Source organism: Candidatus Nitrosoglobus terrae, from assembly GCF_002356115.1.
Lineage (GTDB): Bacteria > Pseudomonadota > Gammaproteobacteria > Nitrosococcales > Nitrosococcaceae > Nitrosoglobus > Nitrosoglobus terrae.
Map to the genome: position 1 here is coordinate 33,914 of NZ_AP014836.1, position 18,861 is coordinate 52,774.

At 39.2% G+C, this 18,861-nt stretch carries 24 protein-coding genes; 11 read left to right on the forward strand and 13 right to left on the reverse strand.

Annotated features, from left to right (window positions below; genetic code table 11):
• Positions 1-54 precede the first annotated feature (54 nt).
• The 11 genes from TAO_RS00160 to hisB all read right to left on the reverse strand — a co-directional run bounded on the left by TAO_RS00160 (position 55) and on the right by hisB (position 7,034).
• Positions 55-1,617 carry a cation:proton antiporter family protein gene (locus TAO_RS00160; protein WP_096526070.1) on the reverse strand — a complete coding sequence of 521 codons (1,563 nt, stop codon included), beginning with the start codon at positions 1,615-1,617 and terminating at the stop codon, positions 55-57.
• A gap of 98 nt (positions 1,618-1,715) precedes the next feature.
• Positions 1,716-2,459, reverse strand: coding sequence for a twin-arginine translocase subunit TatC (gene tatC, locus TAO_RS00165; RefSeq protein WP_096526071.1), 744 nt, complete (start codon positions 2,457-2,459; stop codon positions 1,716-1,718).
• A 10-nt stretch (positions 2,460-2,469) separates the two neighbouring features.
• Positions 2,470-2,745, reverse strand: a complete 276-nt coding sequence (gene tatB, locus TAO_RS00170) for a Sec-independent protein translocase protein TatB (protein ID WP_096526072.1) — start codon at positions 2,743-2,745, stop codon at positions 2,470-2,472.
• A 14-nt stretch (positions 2,746-2,759) separates the two neighbouring features.
• Complete coding sequence (gene tatA / locus TAO_RS00175) at positions 2,760-3,035, reverse strand: twin-arginine translocase TatA/TatE family subunit (RefSeq protein ID WP_096526073.1); 276 nt, start codon at positions 3,033-3,035, stop codon at positions 2,760-2,762.
• A 118-nt stretch (positions 3,036-3,153) separates the two neighbouring features.
• The gene (locus TAO_RS00180; RefSeq protein ID WP_096526074.1) at positions 3,154-3,501 is read right to left on the reverse strand and encodes a histidine triad nucleotide-binding protein; all 348 of its coding nucleotides are present in this window, start codon (positions 3,499-3,501) and stop codon (positions 3,154-3,156) included.
• Positions 3,482-3,820: a phosphoribosyl-ATP diphosphatase gene (locus tag TAO_RS00185; protein ID WP_096526075.1), complete on the reverse strand. Its 339-nt coding sequence runs from the start codon at positions 3,818-3,820 to the stop codon at positions 3,482-3,484. Before TAO_RS00185 ends, TAO_RS00180 begins: the two co-directional genes overlap by 20 nt.
• The gene (gene hisI, locus TAO_RS00190) at positions 3,804-4,211 is read right to left on the reverse strand and encodes a phosphoribosyl-AMP cyclohydrolase (RefSeq protein WP_096526076.1); all 408 of its coding nucleotides are present in this window, start codon (positions 4,209-4,211) and stop codon (positions 3,804-3,806) included. The genes TAO_RS00185 and hisI overlap by 17 nt, the downstream gene beginning before the upstream one ends.
• A 3-nt stretch (positions 4,212-4,214) precedes the next feature.
• The gene (gene hisF / locus TAO_RS00195) at positions 4,215-4,988 is read right to left on the reverse strand and encodes an imidazole glycerol phosphate synthase subunit HisF (RefSeq protein ID WP_096526077.1); all 774 of its coding nucleotides are present in this window, start codon (positions 4,986-4,988) and stop codon (positions 4,215-4,217) included.
• Positions 4,989-4,992: 4 nt separating this feature from the next.
• Positions 4,993-5,739: a 1-(5-phosphoribosyl)-5-[(5-phosphoribosylamino)methylideneamino]imidazole-4-carboxamide isomerase gene (hisA, locus tag TAO_RS00200; RefSeq protein ID WP_096526078.1), complete on the reverse strand. Its 747-nt coding sequence runs from the start codon at positions 5,737-5,739 to the stop codon at positions 4,993-4,995.
• A 35-nt stretch (positions 5,740-5,774) separates the two neighbouring features.
• Complete coding sequence (hisH, locus tag TAO_RS00205; RefSeq protein ID WP_096526079.1) at positions 5,775-6,407, reverse strand: imidazole glycerol phosphate synthase subunit HisH; 633 nt, start codon at positions 6,405-6,407, stop codon at positions 5,775-5,777.
• Positions 6,408-6,443: 36 nt separating this feature from the next.
• On the reverse strand, positions 6,444-7,034 hold the full coding sequence (hisB, locus tag TAO_RS00210) for an imidazoleglycerol-phosphate dehydratase HisB (protein ID WP_172419023.1): 591 nt from the start codon (positions 7,032-7,034) through the stop codon (positions 6,444-6,446).
• 520 nt (positions 7,035-7,554) lie between these two features.
• On the opposite strand from hisB, the gene TAO_RS00215 reads away from it, so the two are divergent.
• The 7 genes from TAO_RS00215 (at position 7,555) to TAO_RS00245 (ending at position 13,322) form a co-directional block, all read left to right on the forward strand.
• Positions 7,555-7,887 carry a c-type cytochrome gene (locus TAO_RS00215; RefSeq protein ID WP_096526081.1) on the forward strand — a complete coding sequence of 111 codons (333 nt, stop codon included), beginning with the start codon at positions 7,555-7,557 and terminating at the stop codon, positions 7,885-7,887.
• 59 nt (positions 7,888-7,946) lie between these two features.
• Positions 7,947-8,294, forward strand: a complete 348-nt coding sequence (locus TAO_RS00220; protein ID WP_096526082.1) for a c-type cytochrome — start codon at positions 7,947-7,949, stop codon at positions 8,292-8,294.
• A gap of 151 nt (positions 8,295-8,445) precedes the next feature.
• Positions 8,446-8,934: a DUF2244 domain-containing protein gene (locus TAO_RS00225; RefSeq protein ID WP_096526083.1), complete on the forward strand. Its 489-nt coding sequence runs from the start codon at positions 8,446-8,448 to the stop codon at positions 8,932-8,934.
• 113 nt (positions 8,935-9,047) lie between these two features.
• The gene (gene coxB / locus TAO_RS00230; RefSeq protein ID WP_096526084.1) at positions 9,048-9,890 is read left to right on the forward strand and encodes a cytochrome c oxidase subunit II; all 843 of its coding nucleotides are present in this window, start codon (positions 9,048-9,050) and stop codon (positions 9,888-9,890) included.
• A 142-nt stretch (positions 9,891-10,032) separates the two neighbouring features.
• Positions 10,033-11,610 carry a cytochrome c oxidase subunit I gene (ctaD, locus tag TAO_RS00235; RefSeq protein ID WP_096526085.1) on the forward strand — a complete coding sequence of 526 codons (1,578 nt, stop codon included), beginning with the start codon at positions 10,033-10,035 and terminating at the stop codon, positions 11,608-11,610.
• Positions 11,611-11,700: 90 nt separating this feature from the next.
• Complete coding sequence (locus TAO_RS00240; RefSeq protein ID WP_231910511.1) at positions 11,701-12,321, forward strand: cytochrome c oxidase assembly protein; 621 nt, start codon at positions 11,701-11,703, stop codon at positions 12,319-12,321.
• A 134-nt stretch (positions 12,322-12,455) separates the two neighbouring features.
• Complete coding sequence (locus TAO_RS00245; protein WP_096526087.1) at positions 12,456-13,322, forward strand: cytochrome c oxidase subunit 3; 867 nt, start codon at positions 12,456-12,458, stop codon at positions 13,320-13,322.
• Between the two features lie 76 nt (positions 13,323-13,398).
• On the opposite strand, the gene TAO_RS00250 is transcribed toward TAO_RS00245, so the two are convergent.
• Complete coding sequence (locus TAO_RS00250; protein WP_096526088.1) at positions 13,399-13,644, reverse strand: twin transmembrane helix small protein; 246 nt, start codon at positions 13,642-13,644, stop codon at positions 13,399-13,401.
• Between the two features lie 175 nt (positions 13,645-13,819).
• On the opposite strand from TAO_RS00250, the gene TAO_RS00255 reads away from it, so the two are divergent.
• Genes TAO_RS00255 through cyoE form a run of 4 tightly spaced genes read left to right on the forward strand, consistent with a single transcriptional unit; the run spans position 13,820 to position 17,181 of the window.
• On the forward strand, positions 13,820-14,569 hold the full coding sequence (locus TAO_RS00255) for an SURF1 family protein (RefSeq protein ID WP_096526089.1): 750 nt from the start codon (positions 13,820-13,822) through the stop codon (positions 14,567-14,569).
• Positions 14,570-14,601: 32 nt separating this feature from the next.
• A complete protein-coding gene (locus tag TAO_RS00260) occupies positions 14,602-15,234 on the forward strand; it encodes an SCO family protein (protein ID WP_231910513.1) in 633 nt (210 codons plus the stop codon).
• A gap of 13 nt (positions 15,235-15,247) precedes the next feature.
• Positions 15,248-16,282, forward strand: a complete 1,035-nt coding sequence (locus TAO_RS00265) for a COX15/CtaA family protein (protein WP_096526090.1) — start codon at positions 15,248-15,250, stop codon at positions 16,280-16,282.
• Positions 16,279-17,181: a heme o synthase gene (gene cyoE / locus TAO_RS00270; RefSeq protein WP_096526091.1), complete on the forward strand. Its 903-nt coding sequence runs from the start codon at positions 16,279-16,281 to the stop codon at positions 17,179-17,181. The genes TAO_RS00265 and cyoE overlap by 4 nt, the downstream gene beginning before the upstream one ends.
• Positions 17,182-17,260: 79 nt before the next feature.
• Here the strand turns inward: cyoE and murJ are convergent, their stop codons facing one another.
• Positions 17,261-18,796, reverse strand: coding sequence for a murein biosynthesis integral membrane protein MurJ (gene murJ, locus TAO_RS00275; RefSeq protein ID WP_096526092.1), 1,536 nt, complete (start codon positions 18,794-18,796; stop codon positions 17,261-17,263).
• Positions 18,797-18,861: the final 65 nt, after the last annotated feature.

The following is an 18,861-nucleotide window of genomic DNA, read 5'->3' on the forward strand; positions in this document are numbered from 1 at the left end:
TTAGAAGTTAGAGGAAAGAGAGGATGATAATAAGTCATTTAGGTTTTTGCTTGATTAGGAATCGACTGATTTGAAAATAACAGATCCAACGCTATTTAATGCGCGCTCTGCTAAGCGTTCTCCACCTTCGGCGATAGGGTGAAAGACCAAATTAACTCCGCTTTCATACAATTTAGCATCTTCTTCTGGATAGAAGCTTGTTGTTGATAGTACGCCTTGAAAGCCATTTCGGCGTAAACTCTTAGAGAAGCGTAGCCTCGCATCTAAATCAGGCACGACCAAAATTACTCCAACCAATAATTTAACGTTAATTTTTTCCAGTAACTCAGGATCTTCTGCATCCCCGCAGATGACACGCCGTTTTTTTTCAATGTGTTTTTCAACAGATACCGGGTCAGAGTCTAGCCCCCAAACTTGTTGATTTTGTTGAACTAGCAGATTATAAGCTGCAGTACCAGCTCGGCCCATACCAATAATTAACCATTTAGCTTGCTTGATATATTCTGATTCTGCATCTGGATGAAAGCCTCGGCGTTCAAAAAACGTGAGCCATTGCTCAAAATAGATAAAAAGACTATGGGAGGCTCGACTTAGGGGAGCGGCTATGATTAATGAAATGGTAATTAGAAAAGCTAAGGTAGAAAGCCAGTTGGGGGATAAAATGTTATTTCTAACAGCATCATCAGTAACTATCAATAGAAATTCACTATAACTGAATAATGCTATTACGGAAAGAAAAGATGTTCTTGCTCTTAAGTGCAGCAGGGTTCCAAGGCAAAATTGAGTTATTGCCCTTAGTGGTAAAGAAATTATTAGGATCAATATCCATTTGCTATCTTGTAATTCTGGTAATCCCCCAAGGCCGATTTGTAAGAAAAAACCTACAAGGAAGATTTCTTTTATCCCCCAAATTACGCTTGATAATTCACCAGAGCTAGAATGATTGGCTAGTAGCATACCAGCTATTAGGGCTCCTAATTCTGGGCTTAACCCTAAAAATTCGAAGACATATCCTCCTCCAAGTGCGATAAAAATCCCATAGAGCAATAATAGCTCGCTGTGGCCGCTCCAAGTAAGGATATGTTTAAGAGGTGAACGTAATAATGGTATGCATAATAAGAGAAGTAGTGCCCATGGAGAAGGAGCGCTACCCTTAGCTGCTACTAGCATTCCCATTGCAGCTAGATCTTGCATAACTAAGATGCCAAGAGTAAGACGCCCGTGAAAAGCTCCAAGCTCACTTCTCTCTTCTAGCATTTTAGCAGCAAATACTGTGCTTGAAAAAGTCATCCCTAAGCCGAGAAATATAGCTGAAGATAGGGGCATTTCAGCCATTAGAAATAATAAACTAAACCCCACTCCAGTGAATACTAGATGAGCAACCCCAATAGTTAATACTTCTCGATTAAAAATGCTTTCAAGATTTAATTTAAGCCCGATATTAAATACTAATAGCAGTATCCCTATATCGGCTATAGTATGAATGGCTGGGCTTTCATCAACACCCCATTCTCCAAGGATAAATCCCCCTACTAAATAACCTACTAGCGGTGGGAGGTTTAAATAAGAGGCACCTAATCCTAGGATATAAGCTATGCTAATCCAGAGAATTTCCATGGGCTAAATTGAGTATGATTAAGAAAAAGAGCTAATAATAAAATCAATGTAAAATTTTTTTAGGTTTTTAGCAACTTTTTGATCTTTAATAATCGATTTTATTTAGAAGATTTTGGTACAAATAGCCGAGAAAACCATAATCCTGCTTCAAATAATAGCCACATGGGTACAGCTAATAATGTTTGTGAAATGACATCTGGGGGAGTCAATAGCATGCCAACGATGAAGGCTATAACAATGATATAAGGTCGTTTTTCTTGCAAATTCTCTACATTACTAACTCCTGTCCATACTAATAATACAGTAGCTACAGGTACTTCAAAAGCAATTCCAAAAGCAAAGAACATGGTTAATACAAAATCAAGGTACTTACTGATATCGGTCATAACAGCAATATCTTTAGGGGCTGCTTGGGTAAAAAAACCAAACATGAGAGGAAAAACTACGAGATAGGCAAAAGCTATTCCAAGAAAAAATAAAAATGTGCTGGAAATTAATAGCGGAAGGATAAGTCGGCGCTCGTTTTTGTAGAGGCCGGGTGCAACAAAGGACCAAAGTTGGTACAACAGCATGGGGATTGAGAGTGCAATGGCTATAGCTAATGTTAGTTTTAAAGGAGCAAGAAAAGGGGCGGTGACTTCAGTGGCAATCATTGAAGTTGCTGCGGGTAAGTGAGCCATAAGCGGGAGGGCTAAGATATGGTATAGATCATTAGAGAAGGGGAGAAGAGTGAGCGTAATGATAAATATGGTAATAATACTGCGAAGTAGACGGCTTCGCAGCTCAATTAGATGCCTAATTAAGGGTAACTCATCTTTATCGGAATGATCAGGTGTCGCCATCTAAATAAGACTATTTTTTATGTGGATTGCCAGCTGATTTAGAGGTGGGGGAGCTGTTATTAGTTTCATTGCTATCAGGTAAATCTATATTTTTTCTAAGGGATTGCTGAAGCTCCTCAGTTCTCAGTTCTTGCTCTACTTCTTGTTTAATTTGGCTAATTAAACGCCGTATTTTTCTCACCCATAAAGCCGTAGTACGAACAACAATTGGTATTCTTTCTGGGCCTACTACCAGTAGAAGGATAACTAGAACAACTATGATTTCCCAGAAACCAATATCAAACATAGGATAGGAGTGGGTTACTTAATTTCGTTATCTAATTTTGTCTTGTTAAGATTAGAATCGTTTTGTTTTTGATGAGGATAGCCCTCCATGTTAGCTTGTTCTTGTTTATGTTCTATAGTTTGAGATTCTTTAATATCAGAAGGCGTTTCATCATGCATAGCATTACGAAAGCTTTTTACTGCCTCTCCCAGATCGGCACCGATAGTACGCAGTTTTTTAGTGCCAAATAATACTAGTATAATTAGCAGTATGATAAGTAGCTGCCAAATACTGATTCCACTTACTCCCATAATTCTGTTCTCCACTCTTAGTTAAGGATGAATATTACCTATGTTAGAAGAAAATGGAAATGTGTTAATTCTATGTAGCATATGGGCTTTAATTACTTAACTTTGATAAAAATTACAGTTAAAATCCCGGCAGCTGGGGGCCGCCTAATAAATGCATATGTAAGTGATCAATTTCTTGACCTCCTCCCTTCCCTGTATTAATAATTATTCGAAAACCTCTATGTAGATCTTGACGGTGAGCTAGGTTAGGTAACAATAGCATCATATGGCTCATTAATCCCTCGTGTTTAGTTTCTAGCTGCGCTAGACTAGGAACATGAATACGCGGGATTAACAATAGATGCACTTTTGCTCTAGGATGTATATCTTTAAGAGCAATGACCTGATCATCTTCATATATGAGATTAGCTGGGATTTCTTTTGTTACAATTTTACAAAAAATACAATCAGGTATTGTTACACTCATAACTTTTCTCTCGATTAGCTTTTTCTTCTAAACCAGATAAGCCAAAACGTCGATCTAGCTCATTGAGTATTTGATCAGGTTCTAGTCCACATTCAACTAACATTACTAGGCTATGGAACCACAGATCAGCAGTTTCATGAATAATAGCCTTTTTTTCTCGACTTTTAGCAGCAAGTATTGTCTCGATTGCCTCTTCGCCCAGTTTCTTTAGGATTTTATCCTGCCCAGCTTGATAGAGACTAGCGATATAAGAAGATTTTGGATCTGAATTTTTACGCTCGTTTACTACTGTAGCGAGACGATCAAGAATATTGTTCATCTGTATTTTTATAGATACTCTGAGGATGTTTTAAGATCGGCTCAACAATAATCCAATTTTTTTCTTCTAAGCGTTTAAAAAAGCAATGACGGCGGCCTGTATGACACGCGATACCACCGATTTGCTCAATCTGTAGAAGTACTGCGTCATTATCACAATCTAGATAAATGGCTTTGACAATTTGGATATGACCAGATTGCTCTCCTTTCTGCCATAGACATTTTCTGGATCGAGACCAGTAGACTGCATGACCAGATTCTATTGTCATTTCTAACGCTTCCCAATTCATCCATGCAAGCATTAGGACTTTACCAGTGTCAATTTCTTGAGCAATTACAGGAATAAGTCCTTCATCGTTCCAATTTATATTATTTAAACAAAAGTAGGGCACAGCCTATAGTCTCACCTCAACACCATGAGCAAGTAAGTGTTTTTTAGCCTCTTCTATGGTATGTTTGCCAAAGTGAAAGATACTTGCAGCCAATACAGCATCTGCTTTCCCTTCTAAGATCCCTGCTACAAGATGATCTAAAGTGCCAACTCCTCCTGAGGCAATTATTGGTATAGAAACAGATTCGCTGATAGCACGAGTAAGTGGAAGATCAAAGCCTTCTCGAGTTCCATCCCGATCCATACTAGTGAGTAGGATCTCTCCAGCTCCAAATTCGGCCATCTGGTAAGCCCAATGAATAGCATCAATCCCTGTCTGTCTACGTCCACCATGAGTAAATACCTCCCATCGTCTAGGCTCATGGGGTTGAGAGACTTGCTTAGCATCAATAGCAACAACAATACATTGGGAGCCAAAGCGCTCCGCTGCCTCTTTAACCAATGTAGGTTGCTGTATAGCAGCCGTATTGATACTTATCTTATCAGCACCTGCGCTTAGCATACGCCGAATGTCTTCAAGGCATCGGATACCTCCTCCTACAGTAAGAGGAATAAACACTTGAGCTGAAATAGCCTCAACAATATGAACCATGGTATTTCGATTATCACTACTAGCAGTAATGTCTAAGAAGGTAATTTCATCTGCTCCCTGTTGATCATAGCGATGAGCAATCTCTACTGGATCACCTGTATCACGGATATCAGTAAAACGAATCCCTTTAACTACGCGGCCATTGTCCACGTCAAGGCAAGGGATAATACGTTTGGCTAAACCCATTTGTTTATTTGACTTGCCTTAAATCTTGTTTTACTAAAGCAAATGCTTGATCAAGTTGTATCTGTCCTTCATAAAGGGCTCGGCCTATTATTGTTCCAATAACACCTTTATGTTCATACTGGCATAAGGCATCAATATCTGCTAGTGAGGAAACACCGCCTGATGCAATAACCGGAATATTAATTGCTTGAGCTAGCTCACTGATAGCTTTAAGATTAACTCCCTTCATCATACCATCACGCTGAATATCCGTATAGATAATGGCTTCAACTCCGTCTTTCTCAAAATGTTGGGCAATATCTATTAAATTATGCCGGGATAACTTAGACCACCCATCAATCGCGATTTTACCTTCTCTAGCATCTAAGCCAAGAATAATATGACCAGGAAATTCAAGGCAGGCATCGGCGACAAAATGAGGCGTGTTAATAGCCTTAGTGCCAATAATGACATAGCGTACTCCTGCATCTAAGTAGATTTGAATAGTGTCTCCATCTCGGATGCCCCCGCCTACCTGAATATCAACATTAGGTAGTTTTTGAGCAATGTCATAGATAATATCAGCATTAATAGGTTGTCCAGCGAATGCTCCATCTAGATCAATTAAATGTAATCTTTCAGCGCCAGCTTCGGCCCAATGTAAGGCCATAGCAACTGGATCATCAGAGAACACCGTGTTGTCTTCCATGCGTCCTTGGCGCAAACGAACACATTTCCCTCCTTTGAGGTCAATGGCAGGTATTAATAGCATTTGGGGTTTCCTTCCAATTTACAAGTGATAATGTCTTAGCTTACGCCGTTCCATGCCAAGAAATTGGCAAGTAATTGCAGCCCAAGCTGCTGGCTTTTTTCTGGGTGGAATTGGACTACAAAAATATTGTCTTGAACTAATGCTGAGGCAAAGGGAGTAGAATAATTTGTACGGCTAGCTATTAAAGAAGGTTTATCAGGTACCGCGTAATAGCTATGAACAAAATAAAATCGACTATCTTGGGGAATATTGTTCCACAATGGATGAGCACGTTCTTGATGGACTTGATTCCACCCCATATGAGGTACCTTAAACTGATTATTATTAGTATTAAGATGAAGTACTTTTCCAGACAGTAGCCCAAGACATGGAGTGCCTTGATTTTCCTCACTAAACTCAAGTAATGCCTGCATTCCAAGGCAAATACCTAGAAATGGCCGGTCAGTAGCACATTGCGTGATAATAGTATCTAAATTTAAGCGCTGTAGCTCACGTATACAATCACGAATAGCGCCTACTCCTGGAAAAACTACCCGGCTGGCGTTACGTATTCGCTGTGGATTACTGGTGATTTCTACCCGGATATCACTTGTAGCAACCTGCTGTAATGCTTTAGAGACTGATCTAAGGTTGCCCATACCATAATCAACTACTGCAATGCTGGACATAATTTATAAACTTAAATTTGAAATGCTGCCCCTAATTTACAAAGTGCCTTTAGTAGAAGGTAATAGCCCTAATTGGCGTGTATCTTGATCTACTGCTAAGCGTAATGCACGACCGAAGGCTTTAAAAATAGTTTCTGCAATATGATGAGCATTTCGCCCTTGTAGATTGTCAATATGCAAAGTTATAGCAGCATGATTTACTAATCCTTGAAAGAACTCTTGAATGAGATCAACATCAAAATTACCAATGCGAGCTTGTTGGTAATTTACACGATAGTGTAAACTCGGCCGCCCTGAAAAATCGAGTACCACACGGGAAAGCGCTTCATCCAGAGGAACATAGGCATGCCCAAAACGTTGAATTCCTATCTTATCCCCGATTGCTTGTTTTAAGGCTTGACCTAAGGTAATACCAATATCTTCAATAGTATGGTGTGAATCAATATGTAAATCACCCGATGCTTTTATTGTGAGATCCAATAATCCATGTCTACTTATCTGCTCTAGCATATGATCGAGGAAAGGAAGACCTGTCTCAGCAGTAAAACACCCTTTTCCTGCTAGATTGAGCGTAACTTCAATACGAGTTTCTAATGTTTCTCGGTAGATGGTGGCTGTACGATTCAAGACGATCTTTCCTCCCTGATAAAGGGTCTACTTCAATATCTATTTATTACAGTATAGAAGAAATTAATTTTTAAAAGCTATACTTTTAAAGTATCTTAAAACACTCTATATATTTTGGATCTTAGTAAGTTAATCAGTTTAAGGTTTAGCTAAAGTTAAATATTTAGTAAGTTAAATGAAATCCCGCTCACAGATGTACCTAAAAGTTATTGCCTATTCTATTAATCATGGTTGCATATAGAATAAGACCCTTATAATATACTGATTTACTAAATTTGGTATCAATATAAATTTTTAGTTGCAAACTGTTTCATTTGTTCTATTATATTTATTAAATATACATATTATATATATGTTTTAAATGGATAGGAAATATAAACCGTTATTGATGTACGTTTGGCGGTTAATACTCTTTATCAGAGGGAAAGACTGGGTATTTAAAAAAATTAAGCTAATTAAGATAATAGATATTGGATAAATATCCAGAAAGGGCGATCCATATATTTAGGAGTAATTAATAATGGGTAAGAAAAATTTCTCTATTTTTTTGGGGGTCAGTATATTTTTATTGGCTAGCTCAGTTGCTCAAGCTACAAGTGATGGAGATCCCGAAGCTGGTCGGCAAAAAACAGACAGGATGAACTGTGCAGGTTGTCATGGTATTCCAGGTTATAATAACGCTTATCCGACCTACCCCGTGCCAAAATTAGGTGGACAGCATGCGGAATACATAGTATCTGCTCTTCAAGCATATAAGTCTGGCACTCGAAAGCATCCACCAATGGAGGGTACGGCTAGTGGGTTATCTGAGCAAGATATGCTTGATATTGCTGCTTTTCTTGCTAGTAAATAAATAAAATTTAAAGGTAACGAGTGATAATAGCTAAAGCAAGTCATTAAGGAGAATTTTTGATGTTAAAACGGCGATTGCTTCTACTTATTCCTATATTTGGGGTTTTTATTTCCAGTTCTGTATTAGCTGCGGCAAAAGGAGATCCAGCGGCAGGAAAAGAAAAATCTCAAGCTTGCGCTTCCTGTCATGGAGCAGATGGGAATAGTCCATCACCGCAATTCCCTAAGTTGGCCGGGCAGAATGCTGGTTATATAGTGCATGCTTTAACGGCTTATCAGACAGGTAAAAGAGAAAATGCTATGATGCAACCAATGGCAGCACCGCTCTCTGAGCAAGATAAACAGGATCTAGCCGCTTATTTTGCTAGCCAGAAAGGGCTTGTGCTCCCTTGGAAAATTACAAGGTAAATTTTAGGAGCCTTTTAAAACCCTGTACTGATCAATATTCTAAAAATCTCAGCTAGTTTTTTGGTTAGATTATCTGAGGGGGATAGGGATTGATAATTTGAGGTTAACTTAATTTAATGATATAGGGTTTTTTCAAGCTTAGGGTGCAATCATGGTTTCCAAGCGATTTGAGCTTAGTAAAAATGAATTTCAATTTATTCTTCAACCTAATAATTCACTTAGTTGGAGTAGAATGAAAATAGTTCTTTTTGCTGTAGGAGCTACCCTAGGTGTAATTTCTGCAGGGTTTGCCTTCTTAGGTCTATGGTTGGTTTTTCCATTTGCCGGGCTAGAATTGCTAGCTTTAGGTACTGCCTTTTATCTTTGTGCCCATCAAGCTCAGCGTTGGGAGGTGATTACCATTGATCAGGATGCCATTAAAGTTGAGGTTTTTCATGGCCATAAGATGACCAGAGAAACATTTAAGTTTCATCGCTATTGGGCAAGGGTTCGAATAATGAAGATCTTACCTCATACATGGTATATGAGCCACCTGATGATAGGTTCACATGGGTCTGAGGTGGAAGTAGGTGTTTTTCTTAATGAAGATGAGCGCCTTTATCTAGCCAAAGAGTTACAGGAGACTTGTAGCTTTTCCTAGTTTTATATTAGCTAGTTAGATGGGTATATAAAATATATTATATATACATATTTATGTGCTATTTTACTATCATGTTAACGATATTAATTAATTGACAGCAGGAGGGGAAATGAATGAGCCTGTCTGATAAAAAAAGCTTGTTTGCGACTATCGCAGGGGGTATAGGCTTACTTCTAATAAGTGGAGGTGCCAGTGCCGAATATGTGTTTAATCTGACTGAAGGAGTGACTCCCACTTCAAAAGAAATATATGATTTACATATGTATATCTTTTGGATTTGCGTTGCTATTGGCGTAGTAGTTTATGGCATCATGGGATGGTCTATGTACCATCATCGTAAATCTAAGGGCGCAAAAGCAAGCCAGTTCCATGAGAATACAGTGCTTGAGGTGGTATGGACGGTTATCCCGTTTTTAATTCTGATTGCTGTTGCAGTACCAGCAACCTCGGCTATGTTTCGTGCCTATAATACCTCTGACCCTGATATGACTATTAAAGTAACAGGTTATCAATGGCGGTGGCATTACGATTATTTAGATCATGGGTTTGGCTTTACAAGTACTTTGACTACCCCTATGGAACAGGTTGAGAATAAGGCGCCTAAGGGCGAAAATTACCTACTAGAGGTAGATAACTCGCTGGTGCTGCCAATTAACAAAAAAATACGTTTTGCCATTACAAGTGATGATGTAAACCATGCTTGGTGGCTACCCGCATTTGGCTTTAAGCAAGATGCAATTCCTGGCTATATTAATGATGCTTGGGCGGTTATAGAAAAACCGGGTATTTATAGAGGTCAATGTACAGAGCTTTGTGGCCGAGGTCATGCCTTTATGCCTATTGTAGTCGAGGCTAAGACTGAGAAAGAGTTTGACCAATGGGTAGCGGATCAAAAAAAGGGAAAAGAAGTCGCTTTAACGGGTAAGGAGTTAAGTAATACCGTTGCCCAACAATAGCATGAGTGAAGTAAAAGGTTTATACCTTTTACTAAAGTAAGCGTGTAATTCTCATAATTTAGGAAAAAATGAGGAAATAAGCGTAATAAATAACCGCAGCAGGTGGTTTGAATAAGGATCGATTGTGTAGAGGAGAAATTATATGAGCGTAGCAGCAGCACACGATAGTCATGCGCATCATCCCTCAGGGATCGGGCGCTGGATATTTACTACCAATCATAAGGACATTGGTACGTTGTACATGTGGATTAGCTGTATTATGTTTTTTATTGGCGGCACAATGGCGCTAGTGTTTCGGGCTGAGCTTTTTGCCCCTGGGTTACAGATTTTAGATCCACAAAAATTTAATGAACTAGTTACCCTTCATGGATTGATTATGATTTTTGGTGCCTTAATGCCAGCTTTGGCTGGGTTGGCTAATTGGCAAATCCCATTAATGATTGGCGCACCAGATATGGCGCTCCCACGCTTAAATAACTGGAGCTTCTGGATTTTACCTTTTGCTTTTAGCTTGCTTGTTGGGAGTTCGTTTGCGCCAGGTGGTGCCCCTGCTGGCGGGTGGACCATGTATCCACCTTTATTTATTCAAGGGGGACCAGGTACTGATATGGCTATTTTTGCTGTCCATCTCATGGGTCTTTCTTCCATTTTAGCTTCAATTAATATCATTACTACCGTCTTAAATATGCGCGCTCCTGGTATGACCTTAATGAAGATGCCGCTGTTTGTCTGGTCATGGCTAATCAGCGCATTTTTACTTGTTACTATCATGCCAGTACTTGCTGGTGCTGTTACCATGGAGCTTACCGATCGTCATTTTGGTACCAGCTTCTTTAACGCGGCTGGTGGTGGCGATCCAGTCATGTTCCAGCATATTTTCTGGTTTTTTGGCCATCCTGAAGTCTATATCTTGGTTCTACCCATTTTTGGAGTTCTCTCGGAAATTATTCCAACTTTTTCTCGTAAGCCCTTATTTGGCCATAACTCAATGGTATATGCCTTAGCCGCTATTGCTTTCCTTTCTTTTATCGTATGGGCCCACCATATGTTCACTGTAGGAATGCCGGTTGCGGGAGAATTGTATTTCACATACGCGACTATCATGATATCTGTCCCTACGGGTATTAAGGTTTTTAACTGGGTTGCTACTATGTGGCGTGGTTCTATGACCTTTGAGGTCGCCATGTTATGGTGTATAGCCAGTATTGTTTTATTTACAATTGGTGGCCTTACCGGTTTGATGATGGGAGTATCTTTAGTAGATTTCCAATATCAAGATACCTATTTTATCGTTTCCCATTTCCACTATGTAGTGCTGCCTATAACAGTATTCGGTACCTTTGCTGCTGTTTTTTATTGGTTCCCAAAATGGACTGGGAAAATGCTGGATGAGCGTTTAGGGAAATGGCATTTCTGGCTATCAGTGATTTCGATGAATATTATTTTTATGCCTCAAAATTTCCTAGGGTTGGCAGGTATGCCACGGCGAATTGCAGACTACTCCGTTCAATTTACAGAGTTTAATATGATGTCTACTGTAGGCGCTTTTATTTTTGGAGTGTCTCAGCTGATCTTCGTATACCTTCTTATTAAGGCAATTCGTAGTGAGGCTGTAGAAAAAGTCTCTGATCAAGCTTGGGAAAGTGCTCAAGGATTAGAATGGACTATTAGCTCTCCAGCGCCTTATCATAGCTTTACCACTCCGCCTCGTATTAAATAAAATGAGGATTAAGGTTAATTAAGCTATGTCTGATGAGCTAGAGCCTTTTCATGATCAGAGCCGGCGTCGGGCGAAAGCCCGACTCACCGGGTGGGTGCTTTTTGGAATTTCTTTAGCTATTTATTTTCTATTCATATATCTACATGTGATAAAGAGATGAATGTAGCTGGCACAAGAGAAGAAATTGATAAACATAGGCGTAGATTAGTAATAAAGCTAACTTTAGTAGTAGTAGCTATGTTTGGCTTCGGCTATCTTCTGATACCACTCTATAATGCATTTTGTAGTATTACTGGTCTGAATGGTAAGCCGAGCAGTAGCGCAGTTTCTGCTACTCAAGCTAAAGCTGTAAAAATAGATACTAACCGAACAGTTAGTGTTGAATTTATAGCAACAGTGAACAGCGATCTTCCTTGGGAGTTTAAATCTGAGGTGTATAAAGTTTCCATGCATCCTGGTGAGATCGTTAAGGCTAATTTTTATGTTCATAATTTAGAAAATCAAGCGGTGGTTGGCAGGGCAATACCTAGTATTAGTCCTGGTCTAGCAGCGAAACATTTGCATAAAACAGAATGTTTTTGCTTTACTGAGCAGACTCTTCAAGCAAACGAGAGTAGAGAGATGCCGGTAGTGTTTTATATAGATCCTGATCTACCAGAAGCTTACTCCAATATGATTTTGTCATATACTTTTTATAAGGCTAATACTTAGTTTTTTAATAAAGCTAGGGTAAAAATTGCCTATATATAATATTTTTTTTGATACTTGTAAGTGAATAAAACAGACAGCGATAGTTATACGTAGGATAACTATTATGATTAAAATAACGCGGGAGGATACATCTTATGGCGCATGCTCACGGGGAGTATTATCTACCCCAACCTAGCTATTGGCCAATAATTGGAACTATAGCTATTTTTACAACGCTTTCAAGCTTTGCTGCCTACCTCAACGGCGTTGAGATAGGCGGATATGGGATGATTGGTGGTATTGCCCTCTTATTGTTTATGATGTTTGGTTGGTTTAGGGTAGTTATTAATGAGAGTGAATCTGGGCTTTATAACGAGCAAGTAGATCGATCTTTCCGATGGGGAATGATTTGGTTTATTTTCTCAGAAGTTTTCTTTTTTGCAGGGTTTTTTGGTGCCCTTCTTTATACGCGTGTTTTTTCGCTACCTTGGCTTTTAGGTGAAGGAGATAAGGGAGCTGCCCACACCCTTCTATGGCCGGAGTTTACTGAAAACTGGCCAAGTAATGGTCCTGCTGGTATTGGCGGTGATTTTGAGTCCATGGAAGCATGGGGCATACCCGCACTTAACACACTCATTCTTCTTACGAGTGGGGCAACCGTTACTTGGGCTCATTGGGCGCTTAAGGCAGATAACCGTAGAAATCTTATTTTAGGCTTATTCTTAACTTTTAGCTTAGGGCTAACCTTTGTTGGATGTCAGGCCTATGAATATAGTCATGCTTATACTCATATGAATCTAACGCTGGGATCTGGGGTTTACGGCTCAGTGTTTTTCATGCTCACAGGGTTTCACGGCTTCCATGTGACCGTTGGCTCTATCATGCTAATCACCATTTTCTTACGCTCTATACGGGGCCACTTCACGCCTAAGCACCATTTTGCTTTTGAAGCGGTTGCTTGGTACTGGCACTTTGTTGATATAGTATGGCTAGGTCTTTTTATATTTGTTTATTGGATATAGAAGAATAGTATTAGATTTTCTTCTTCCTCTCCTACCTAGGAATCTAGGTAGGAGAGGGTATAGCCTCTATTATTTATTAATTAGATTGAATTGTCGTAATTTTTTCAGAATCAAACATTCTTGTATTGGGAGTAATAAGCCCTGTAGCATAACCGATCATTAGCAAGATAAATATCCCTATAGATAGACTAATACGCCAAGTTAAGGCTTTTACCATCTTATCTGAGTCATCCTCATTCCTTCGCAGCATAGAAAGAAGAGCACTTCCTAGCGCGTAAAGGGTAGAAATTAAGAAGATAATGATAAGTAATTTGAAGATCATAGCAGGCTCCTAAAGTTTAAAATAATGAGTAAAGGTATATATAATTTATGCCTTTATAAACTATGGAATAGCTGTTATTTTTTAATAAGTCAACCTAAGTAATTCTATTATTATTTGAGCTTAATTATAATTGTGCAGTATAGCAGTTTCATCTATTAGGAAATAATTCTTAAACATGCTGTTTCTATTTAAGGATCATAAGATAAACCCTAAACTAGGCTTGATAAGCGTCTTCTTGTTGATAACTACTGTACTAATGTCGTTAGGGATATGGCAGCTACAGCGTGCTAAAGAAAAGCGCGCAATTGAGGCTGCTACCAGTGAGCAGAATAATGACTCATTACTTTGGATTGGGGATCCTTTATTAGATGAAATAGATAATGAATATCAAAAAGGGGCTGCGCAAGGGTATTTTGATAATAAACATACTATGCTTTTAGATAATCAAATTTATCAAGGCCGCGCTGGTTATTATGTATTGACACCGTTGCGTTTAGCGAATAGCAAGAAAGGGTTGCTTATTAATCGAGGGTGGGTACCTGCAAGTTTATACCGAGAGAAACTTCCTCAAGTAGAGGATGCTTCATCCTTGCTTATCACTGTACACGGGATTTTACATCGACCATCCAATCCCCCTTTTTTCTTAGGAGAAAAAGAAAGTTTAGATTCTGCGGGATGGCCAAAATTAGTACAGTATATGGATCTTAATAAGCTTCAATTTAAAATAGGTTACTCATTGCAGCCTTTAATTCTCCAATTAGCTCTAAACGAGCCTTATGGCTTCACTCGTCCATGGTTATCATCTACGCCTGTAATAGGGTCTCAGCGGCATATCGCGTATGCTATTCAATGGTTTACTATGAGTGTAATTGCCGTAATTGTATTTGTAGTTTTATATAGACGTGAATTTAGTAATAAAAAATAATACAGCCAAGAAAGTGATAAAGGTGCAGATTAGTGAGTGATAAAGAACTTAAGATAGCAGACCCGCGGAGATCTCGATGGATTATTTTAATTATTTTTATTATCTCCGCTCTCCCTGTAATAAGTGCTTGGTGGATTTTAAAAAAATTACCAGAGAAAGGAAAATTTGCTACTAGCAATTACGGGGAACTTATTACTCCAGTAATACCCATTAAAGATAATATGATCCTTAAAATGCTAACAGATGAGAGTTTTGCTACCTCTAAGCTTAAGGGGAAATGGACATTAATTATCTTTGGATCTTCTGAGTGTACAGATAAATGCCAAGAAAACCTCTATAAAACAAGGCAGGTGCGCTTAGCTTTAGGTAATAAAGATATGTATCGAATCCAGCGATTATGGGTAACTAATAATGTAAATGCTTTAAATGGGGTAAATTGGGTACAAAAAGAGCACCCGGATTTACTCGTAGCCTCTGAAGAGGGAGAAAATAAGGAATTCTCAAATCAATTTATGCTACCAAATGTTTTGGATCCAATGATAAGCCAGCGAGTTTATATTGTAGATCCTTTAGAAAATATTATGATGAGCTACCCATCTAATGAGAAAGCTGAGCATATTCTCAAAGATCTTAAGCGCTTGTTGTTTGTTTCACATATAGGGTAATAAGTAAGCTACTATGAGCCGTTTTTTTGTCACTCTTATTTCAATAATCAGTTTTCTAGCTTTAGTAATTGTAGTATTAGGAGCTTACGTGCGTCTTTCAGATGCGGGATTAAGCTGCCCTGATTGGCCCGGATGCTATCAGCAATTGCTAGCGCCTACTACTAATCAACAAATTGATCAGGCTAATTCTCTTTATCCAGAGCGTCCTGTAGATACGGGTAAAGCTTGGAAGGAGATGATCCACCGCTATCTTGCTGGGATATTAGGCTTTCTAATTTTAATTGCTGCTGTAACTGCTTGTTTAAATCGCTCTAATCCTAAACAAATAATAGCTTTACCTTTATTTCTAGTTGGATTAGTAGGGTTTCAGGCGGCGCTAGGGATGTGGACTGTTACTCTACTTGTGCAACCTGCGATTGTAACACTGCATCTTATCGGGGGTATGGCATTATTGTCTTTAGCATGGTGGCTAGTGTTACGGCAGCGACAGGCGTTAGCACCTATTCAGCAAAGAATTGTTTGGTATTCTCCAGCTTTTAAAGCTTGGTCTCTCATAGGGTTAGTTTTTTTAGGATTACAACTTACCTTGGGCGGCTGGACTAGCACTAATTACGCAGGTTTTTACTGCCAAGATTTCCCTACATGCCAAGGACAATGGTGGCCTACCATGGATTTTCGCGATGCCTTTACGTTTTGGCGGCCACTAGGAGAAAATTATGAAGGAGGCCGGCTTACCCTTGAGGCGGCAACCGCTATTCATGTCACCCATAGAATTATCGCTATGATAGTTTTGGCAGTATTAACTGCTGTTGGCTTACGAGCGGCATTAGGGCGAGGAACTTTGGCGCTACGCAAAACTGGGTGGGTGATGATTGCGTTGGTTTTTACTCAAGTGACATTAGGAATAGCTACTGCCATGGCAGGGATACCATTAGCATTGGCGGTAGCCCATAATGCAGTAGCTGCTTTATTGCTGCTTACTGTCATTACTTTGAATCATTTGCTCCATCCCACAGGACATCCATCGCAAGGAGCTACGAAACTATGACAGCAATTACTTTAATTCTCCGGGGAGCTTTAACTAATTGGCGGGAATATCTTGTACTTTGTAAGCCACGTATTGTTTCCCTCATTGTATTTACTGCTATTGTTGGTATGTTTTTATCTGTCCCAGGTCTTGCGCCTTGGCCAGTATTTTTATTTGGTACTCTTGGTATAGGTTTAGGAGCTGCTTCTGCTGCAGCTATTAACCACTTAATAGATGAAAAAGCTGATGCCGTAATGAATCGTACGCAAGCTAGGCCTCTTCCAACAGGTAAACTTACTCGGGAGCAGGCTCTAATTTTTGCGATTACATTGGGTGTTTTGTCAATGGTAATCCTATATTTTCTCATTAACCCTTTAACAGCTTGGTTAACTTTAGCTTCTATGGTGGGTTACGGGATTATCTATACAGCATTTCTTAAACGAACTACGCCACAAAATATTGTACTAGGAGGGGCTTCTGGGGCGATGCCTCCAGTATTGGGATGGACAGCGGCCACAGGTGAATTGCATGTTCATGCCTTTCTTTTATTTCTTATTATATTTGTGTGGACGCCACCTCATTTTTGGGCTCTTGCAGTAGCGCGCCGAGATGAATATGGGCGTGCAAATTTCCCTATGCTACCGGTTACCCATGGCGTTGATTTTACTAAACAACAGGTAGTACTTTATACTTTTCTATTGTTTGCTGTTAGCTTGCTACCCTTTGTTAGTAAGATGAGCGGACTGATTTATTTAGCAGGAGCTATAGGGTTGGGAGGATATTTTTTATATCTCGCATTTGCACTTTATAGACATACTAGTAATGAGCTTGCTATGAAGACTTTTGGGTATTCTATATTTTATTTAGCAGCATTGTTTGCATTTTTACTTATAGATCACTATTTACCAAGTTTCTTATAAAATCGTCTAGCTTAGCTAGGGAGGAGTTAAGCGGTATAACTCCTCCTTGGTTTTATAATAGAAAATTTTATTTTTTAGATTAAGTTAAGATTAGCATACGTGGTCTAACACCTATAATTAATAGAGCACTAAGATAAGTAACCCCTGCAACGCTAATTAGTAATATAAGATGACTCATTCTAGTTATTAGACCCCAGTTTAACCAGCTTGCTGAAGGCGGCGCTAGCCAAAATAGCGCAGCAGCCATGAAAATAGTGGCAAGACCAATCTGCCAACTAAATGTAAACCACCCAGGTTGAGCTTGATAGCTTCCCTGTTGTTTTAAAGCCAAAAGTAGTAGAGCTGCATTAAGCCAAGCAGACAGGGAGGTGGCTAGAGCAAGGCCGGTATGGGCTAAAGGTAAAATTAAGGCTCCATTTAAAATTATGTTACTGAGCATAGCAATAATAGCAATTCGTACTGGCGTTTTGGTATCCTGTCGGGCATAAAACCCAGGGGCTAGAATTTTAATAAGCATAAAAGGAACTAAGCCAAAACTATAAGCAATAAGACTATGGGAAGCCATAATTGCATCATAGCTACTAAATTTTCCATATTGGAATAAAGTGATAAGAATTGGTTTAGCGAGTATCATAAGCCCTACCGCAGCGGGTACGCCAACAAGGCAGCCCCAACGTAACGCCCAATCAAGTGTACGTATAAAATCTTTAGTTGATGCTTGGTTGTGTTTTTCTGAGAGGCTAGGAAGTATGACCGTAGCTAGTGCAATACCGAAGATTCCAAGGGGAAACTCCACTAGGCGATCTGAGTAATAAAGCCAAGATACGCTACCAGTTACTAAAAATGAGGCAAGTAGAGTATCAATAAGAAGATTTATCTGTGATACGGAGCTCCCAAGGATAGCAGGTAACATTAATGTAAAGACTCGCTGAACGCCCGGATCTTTCCATTTAGCACTGGGTTTTGGTAAAAGTTTTAACCGAATAAGAAAAGGGATTTGAAACAATAATTGTATTAGACCGGCAAAGAAAACCCCCCACGCTAGAGCAGTAACTGGCGTTAGCATATAAGGAGCAACCCATAGTGCTGAGGCAATAAGCACTAAATTTAGAAATATAGGAGTGATTGCTGGTACACCAAATTGTTTATAGGTATTTAGGATTCCGGCCGCAAGTGCAGTGAGGGAAATAAAGAACAAATAAGGGAAAGTAACCCGTAATAAGCTGACTGCAAGTTGATACTTATCTGAGTCCCCTATAAATCCTGGAGCGAATATTACAACCCATAGTGGTGCTCCTATAATTCCTATTAGGGTTACTAGCAGCACTACTAGCCCTAAAGTTCCGGTTACTCGATTGATTAGCTGTTGGATTTCTGTAGGATTTCCTTGCATGAAGTATGATGAAAATACTGGCACAAAAGACTGAGAGAAAGCGCCTTCTGCAAATAATCGTCGTAGAAAATTAGGGATCTTAAAGGCTACAAAAAAAGCATCAGCTGCTAATCCAGCCCCAAAAGCTTGAGCGATTACCATATCGCGAACAAAGCCTAGTATTCTTGAGAATAAGGTGGCGCTACCAACAATAGCTGTAGATTTGAGTAAACTGATGCTCATAAATTAGATTGGATAGGTTGCATATTTAAATTGTTTTCTAGAAGAAAGAGATAGATTATTTTATA

Excerpts from the sequence above, each read along its gene's own strand:
- TAO_RS00160 (WP_096526070.1), bottom strand. The coding sequence starts at position 1,617 with ATGGAAATTCTCTGGATTAGCATAGCTTATATCCTAGGATTAGGTGCC.
- tatC (WP_096526071.1), bottom strand. The coding sequence starts at position 2,459 with ATGGCGACACCTGATCATTCCGATAAAGATGAGTTACCCTTAATTAGG.
- tatB (WP_096526072.1), bottom strand. The coding sequence starts at position 2,745 with ATGTTTGATATTGGTTTCTGGGAAATCATAGTTGTTCTAGTTATCCTT.
- tatA (WP_096526073.1), bottom strand. The coding sequence starts at position 3,035 with ATGGGAGTAAGTGGAATCAGTATTTGGCAGCTACTTATCATACTGCTA.
- TAO_RS00180 (WP_096526074.1), bottom strand. The coding sequence starts at position 3,501 with ATGAGTGTAACAATACCTGATTGTATTTTTTGTAAAATTGTAACAAAA.
- TAO_RS00185 (WP_096526075.1), bottom strand. The coding sequence starts at position 3,820 with ATGAACAATATTCTTGATCGTCTCGCTACAGTAGTAAACGAGCGTAAA.
- hisF (WP_096526077.1), bottom strand. The coding sequence starts at position 4,988 with ATGGGTTTAGCCAAACGTATTATCCCTTGCCTTGACGTGGACAATGGC.
- hisA (WP_096526078.1), bottom strand. The coding sequence starts at position 5,739 with ATGCTATTAATACCTGCCATTGACCTCAAAGGAGGGAAATGTGTTCGT.
- hisH (WP_096526079.1), bottom strand. The coding sequence starts at position 6,407 with ATGTCCAGCATTGCAGTAGTTGATTATGGTATGGGCAACCTTAGATCA.
- TAO_RS00215 (WP_096526081.1), top strand. The coding sequence starts at position 7,555 with ATGGGTAAGAAAAATTTCTCTATTTTTTTGGGGGTCAGTATATTTTTA.
- TAO_RS00220 (WP_096526082.1), top strand. The coding sequence starts at position 7,947 with ATGTTAAAACGGCGATTGCTTCTACTTATTCCTATATTTGGGGTTTTT.
- TAO_RS00225 (WP_096526083.1), top strand. The coding sequence starts at position 8,446 with ATGGTTTCCAAGCGATTTGAGCTTAGTAAAAATGAATTTCAATTTATT.
- coxB (WP_096526084.1), top strand. The coding sequence starts at position 9,048 with ATGAGCCTGTCTGATAAAAAAAGCTTGTTTGCGACTATCGCAGGGGGT.
- ctaD (WP_096526085.1), top strand. The coding sequence starts at position 10,033 with ATGAGCGTAGCAGCAGCACACGATAGTCATGCGCATCATCCCTCAGGG.
- TAO_RS00245 (WP_096526087.1), top strand. The coding sequence starts at position 12,456 with ATGGCGCATGCTCACGGGGAGTATTATCTACCCCAACCTAGCTATTGG.
- TAO_RS00250 (WP_096526088.1), bottom strand. The coding sequence starts at position 13,644 with ATGATCTTCAAATTACTTATCATTATCTTCTTAATTTCTACCCTTTAC.
- TAO_RS00255 (WP_096526089.1), top strand. The coding sequence starts at position 13,820 with ATGCTGTTTCTATTTAAGGATCATAAGATAAACCCTAAACTAGGCTTG.
- TAO_RS00265 (WP_096526090.1), top strand. The coding sequence starts at position 15,248 with ATGAGCCGTTTTTTTGTCACTCTTATTTCAATAATCAGTTTTCTAGCT.
- cyoE (WP_096526091.1), top strand. The coding sequence starts at position 16,279 with ATGACAGCAATTACTTTAATTCTCCGGGGAGCTTTAACTAATTGGCGG.
- murJ (WP_096526092.1), bottom strand. The coding sequence starts at position 18,796 with ATGAGCATCAGTTTACTCAAATCTACAGCTATTGTTGGTAGCGCCACC.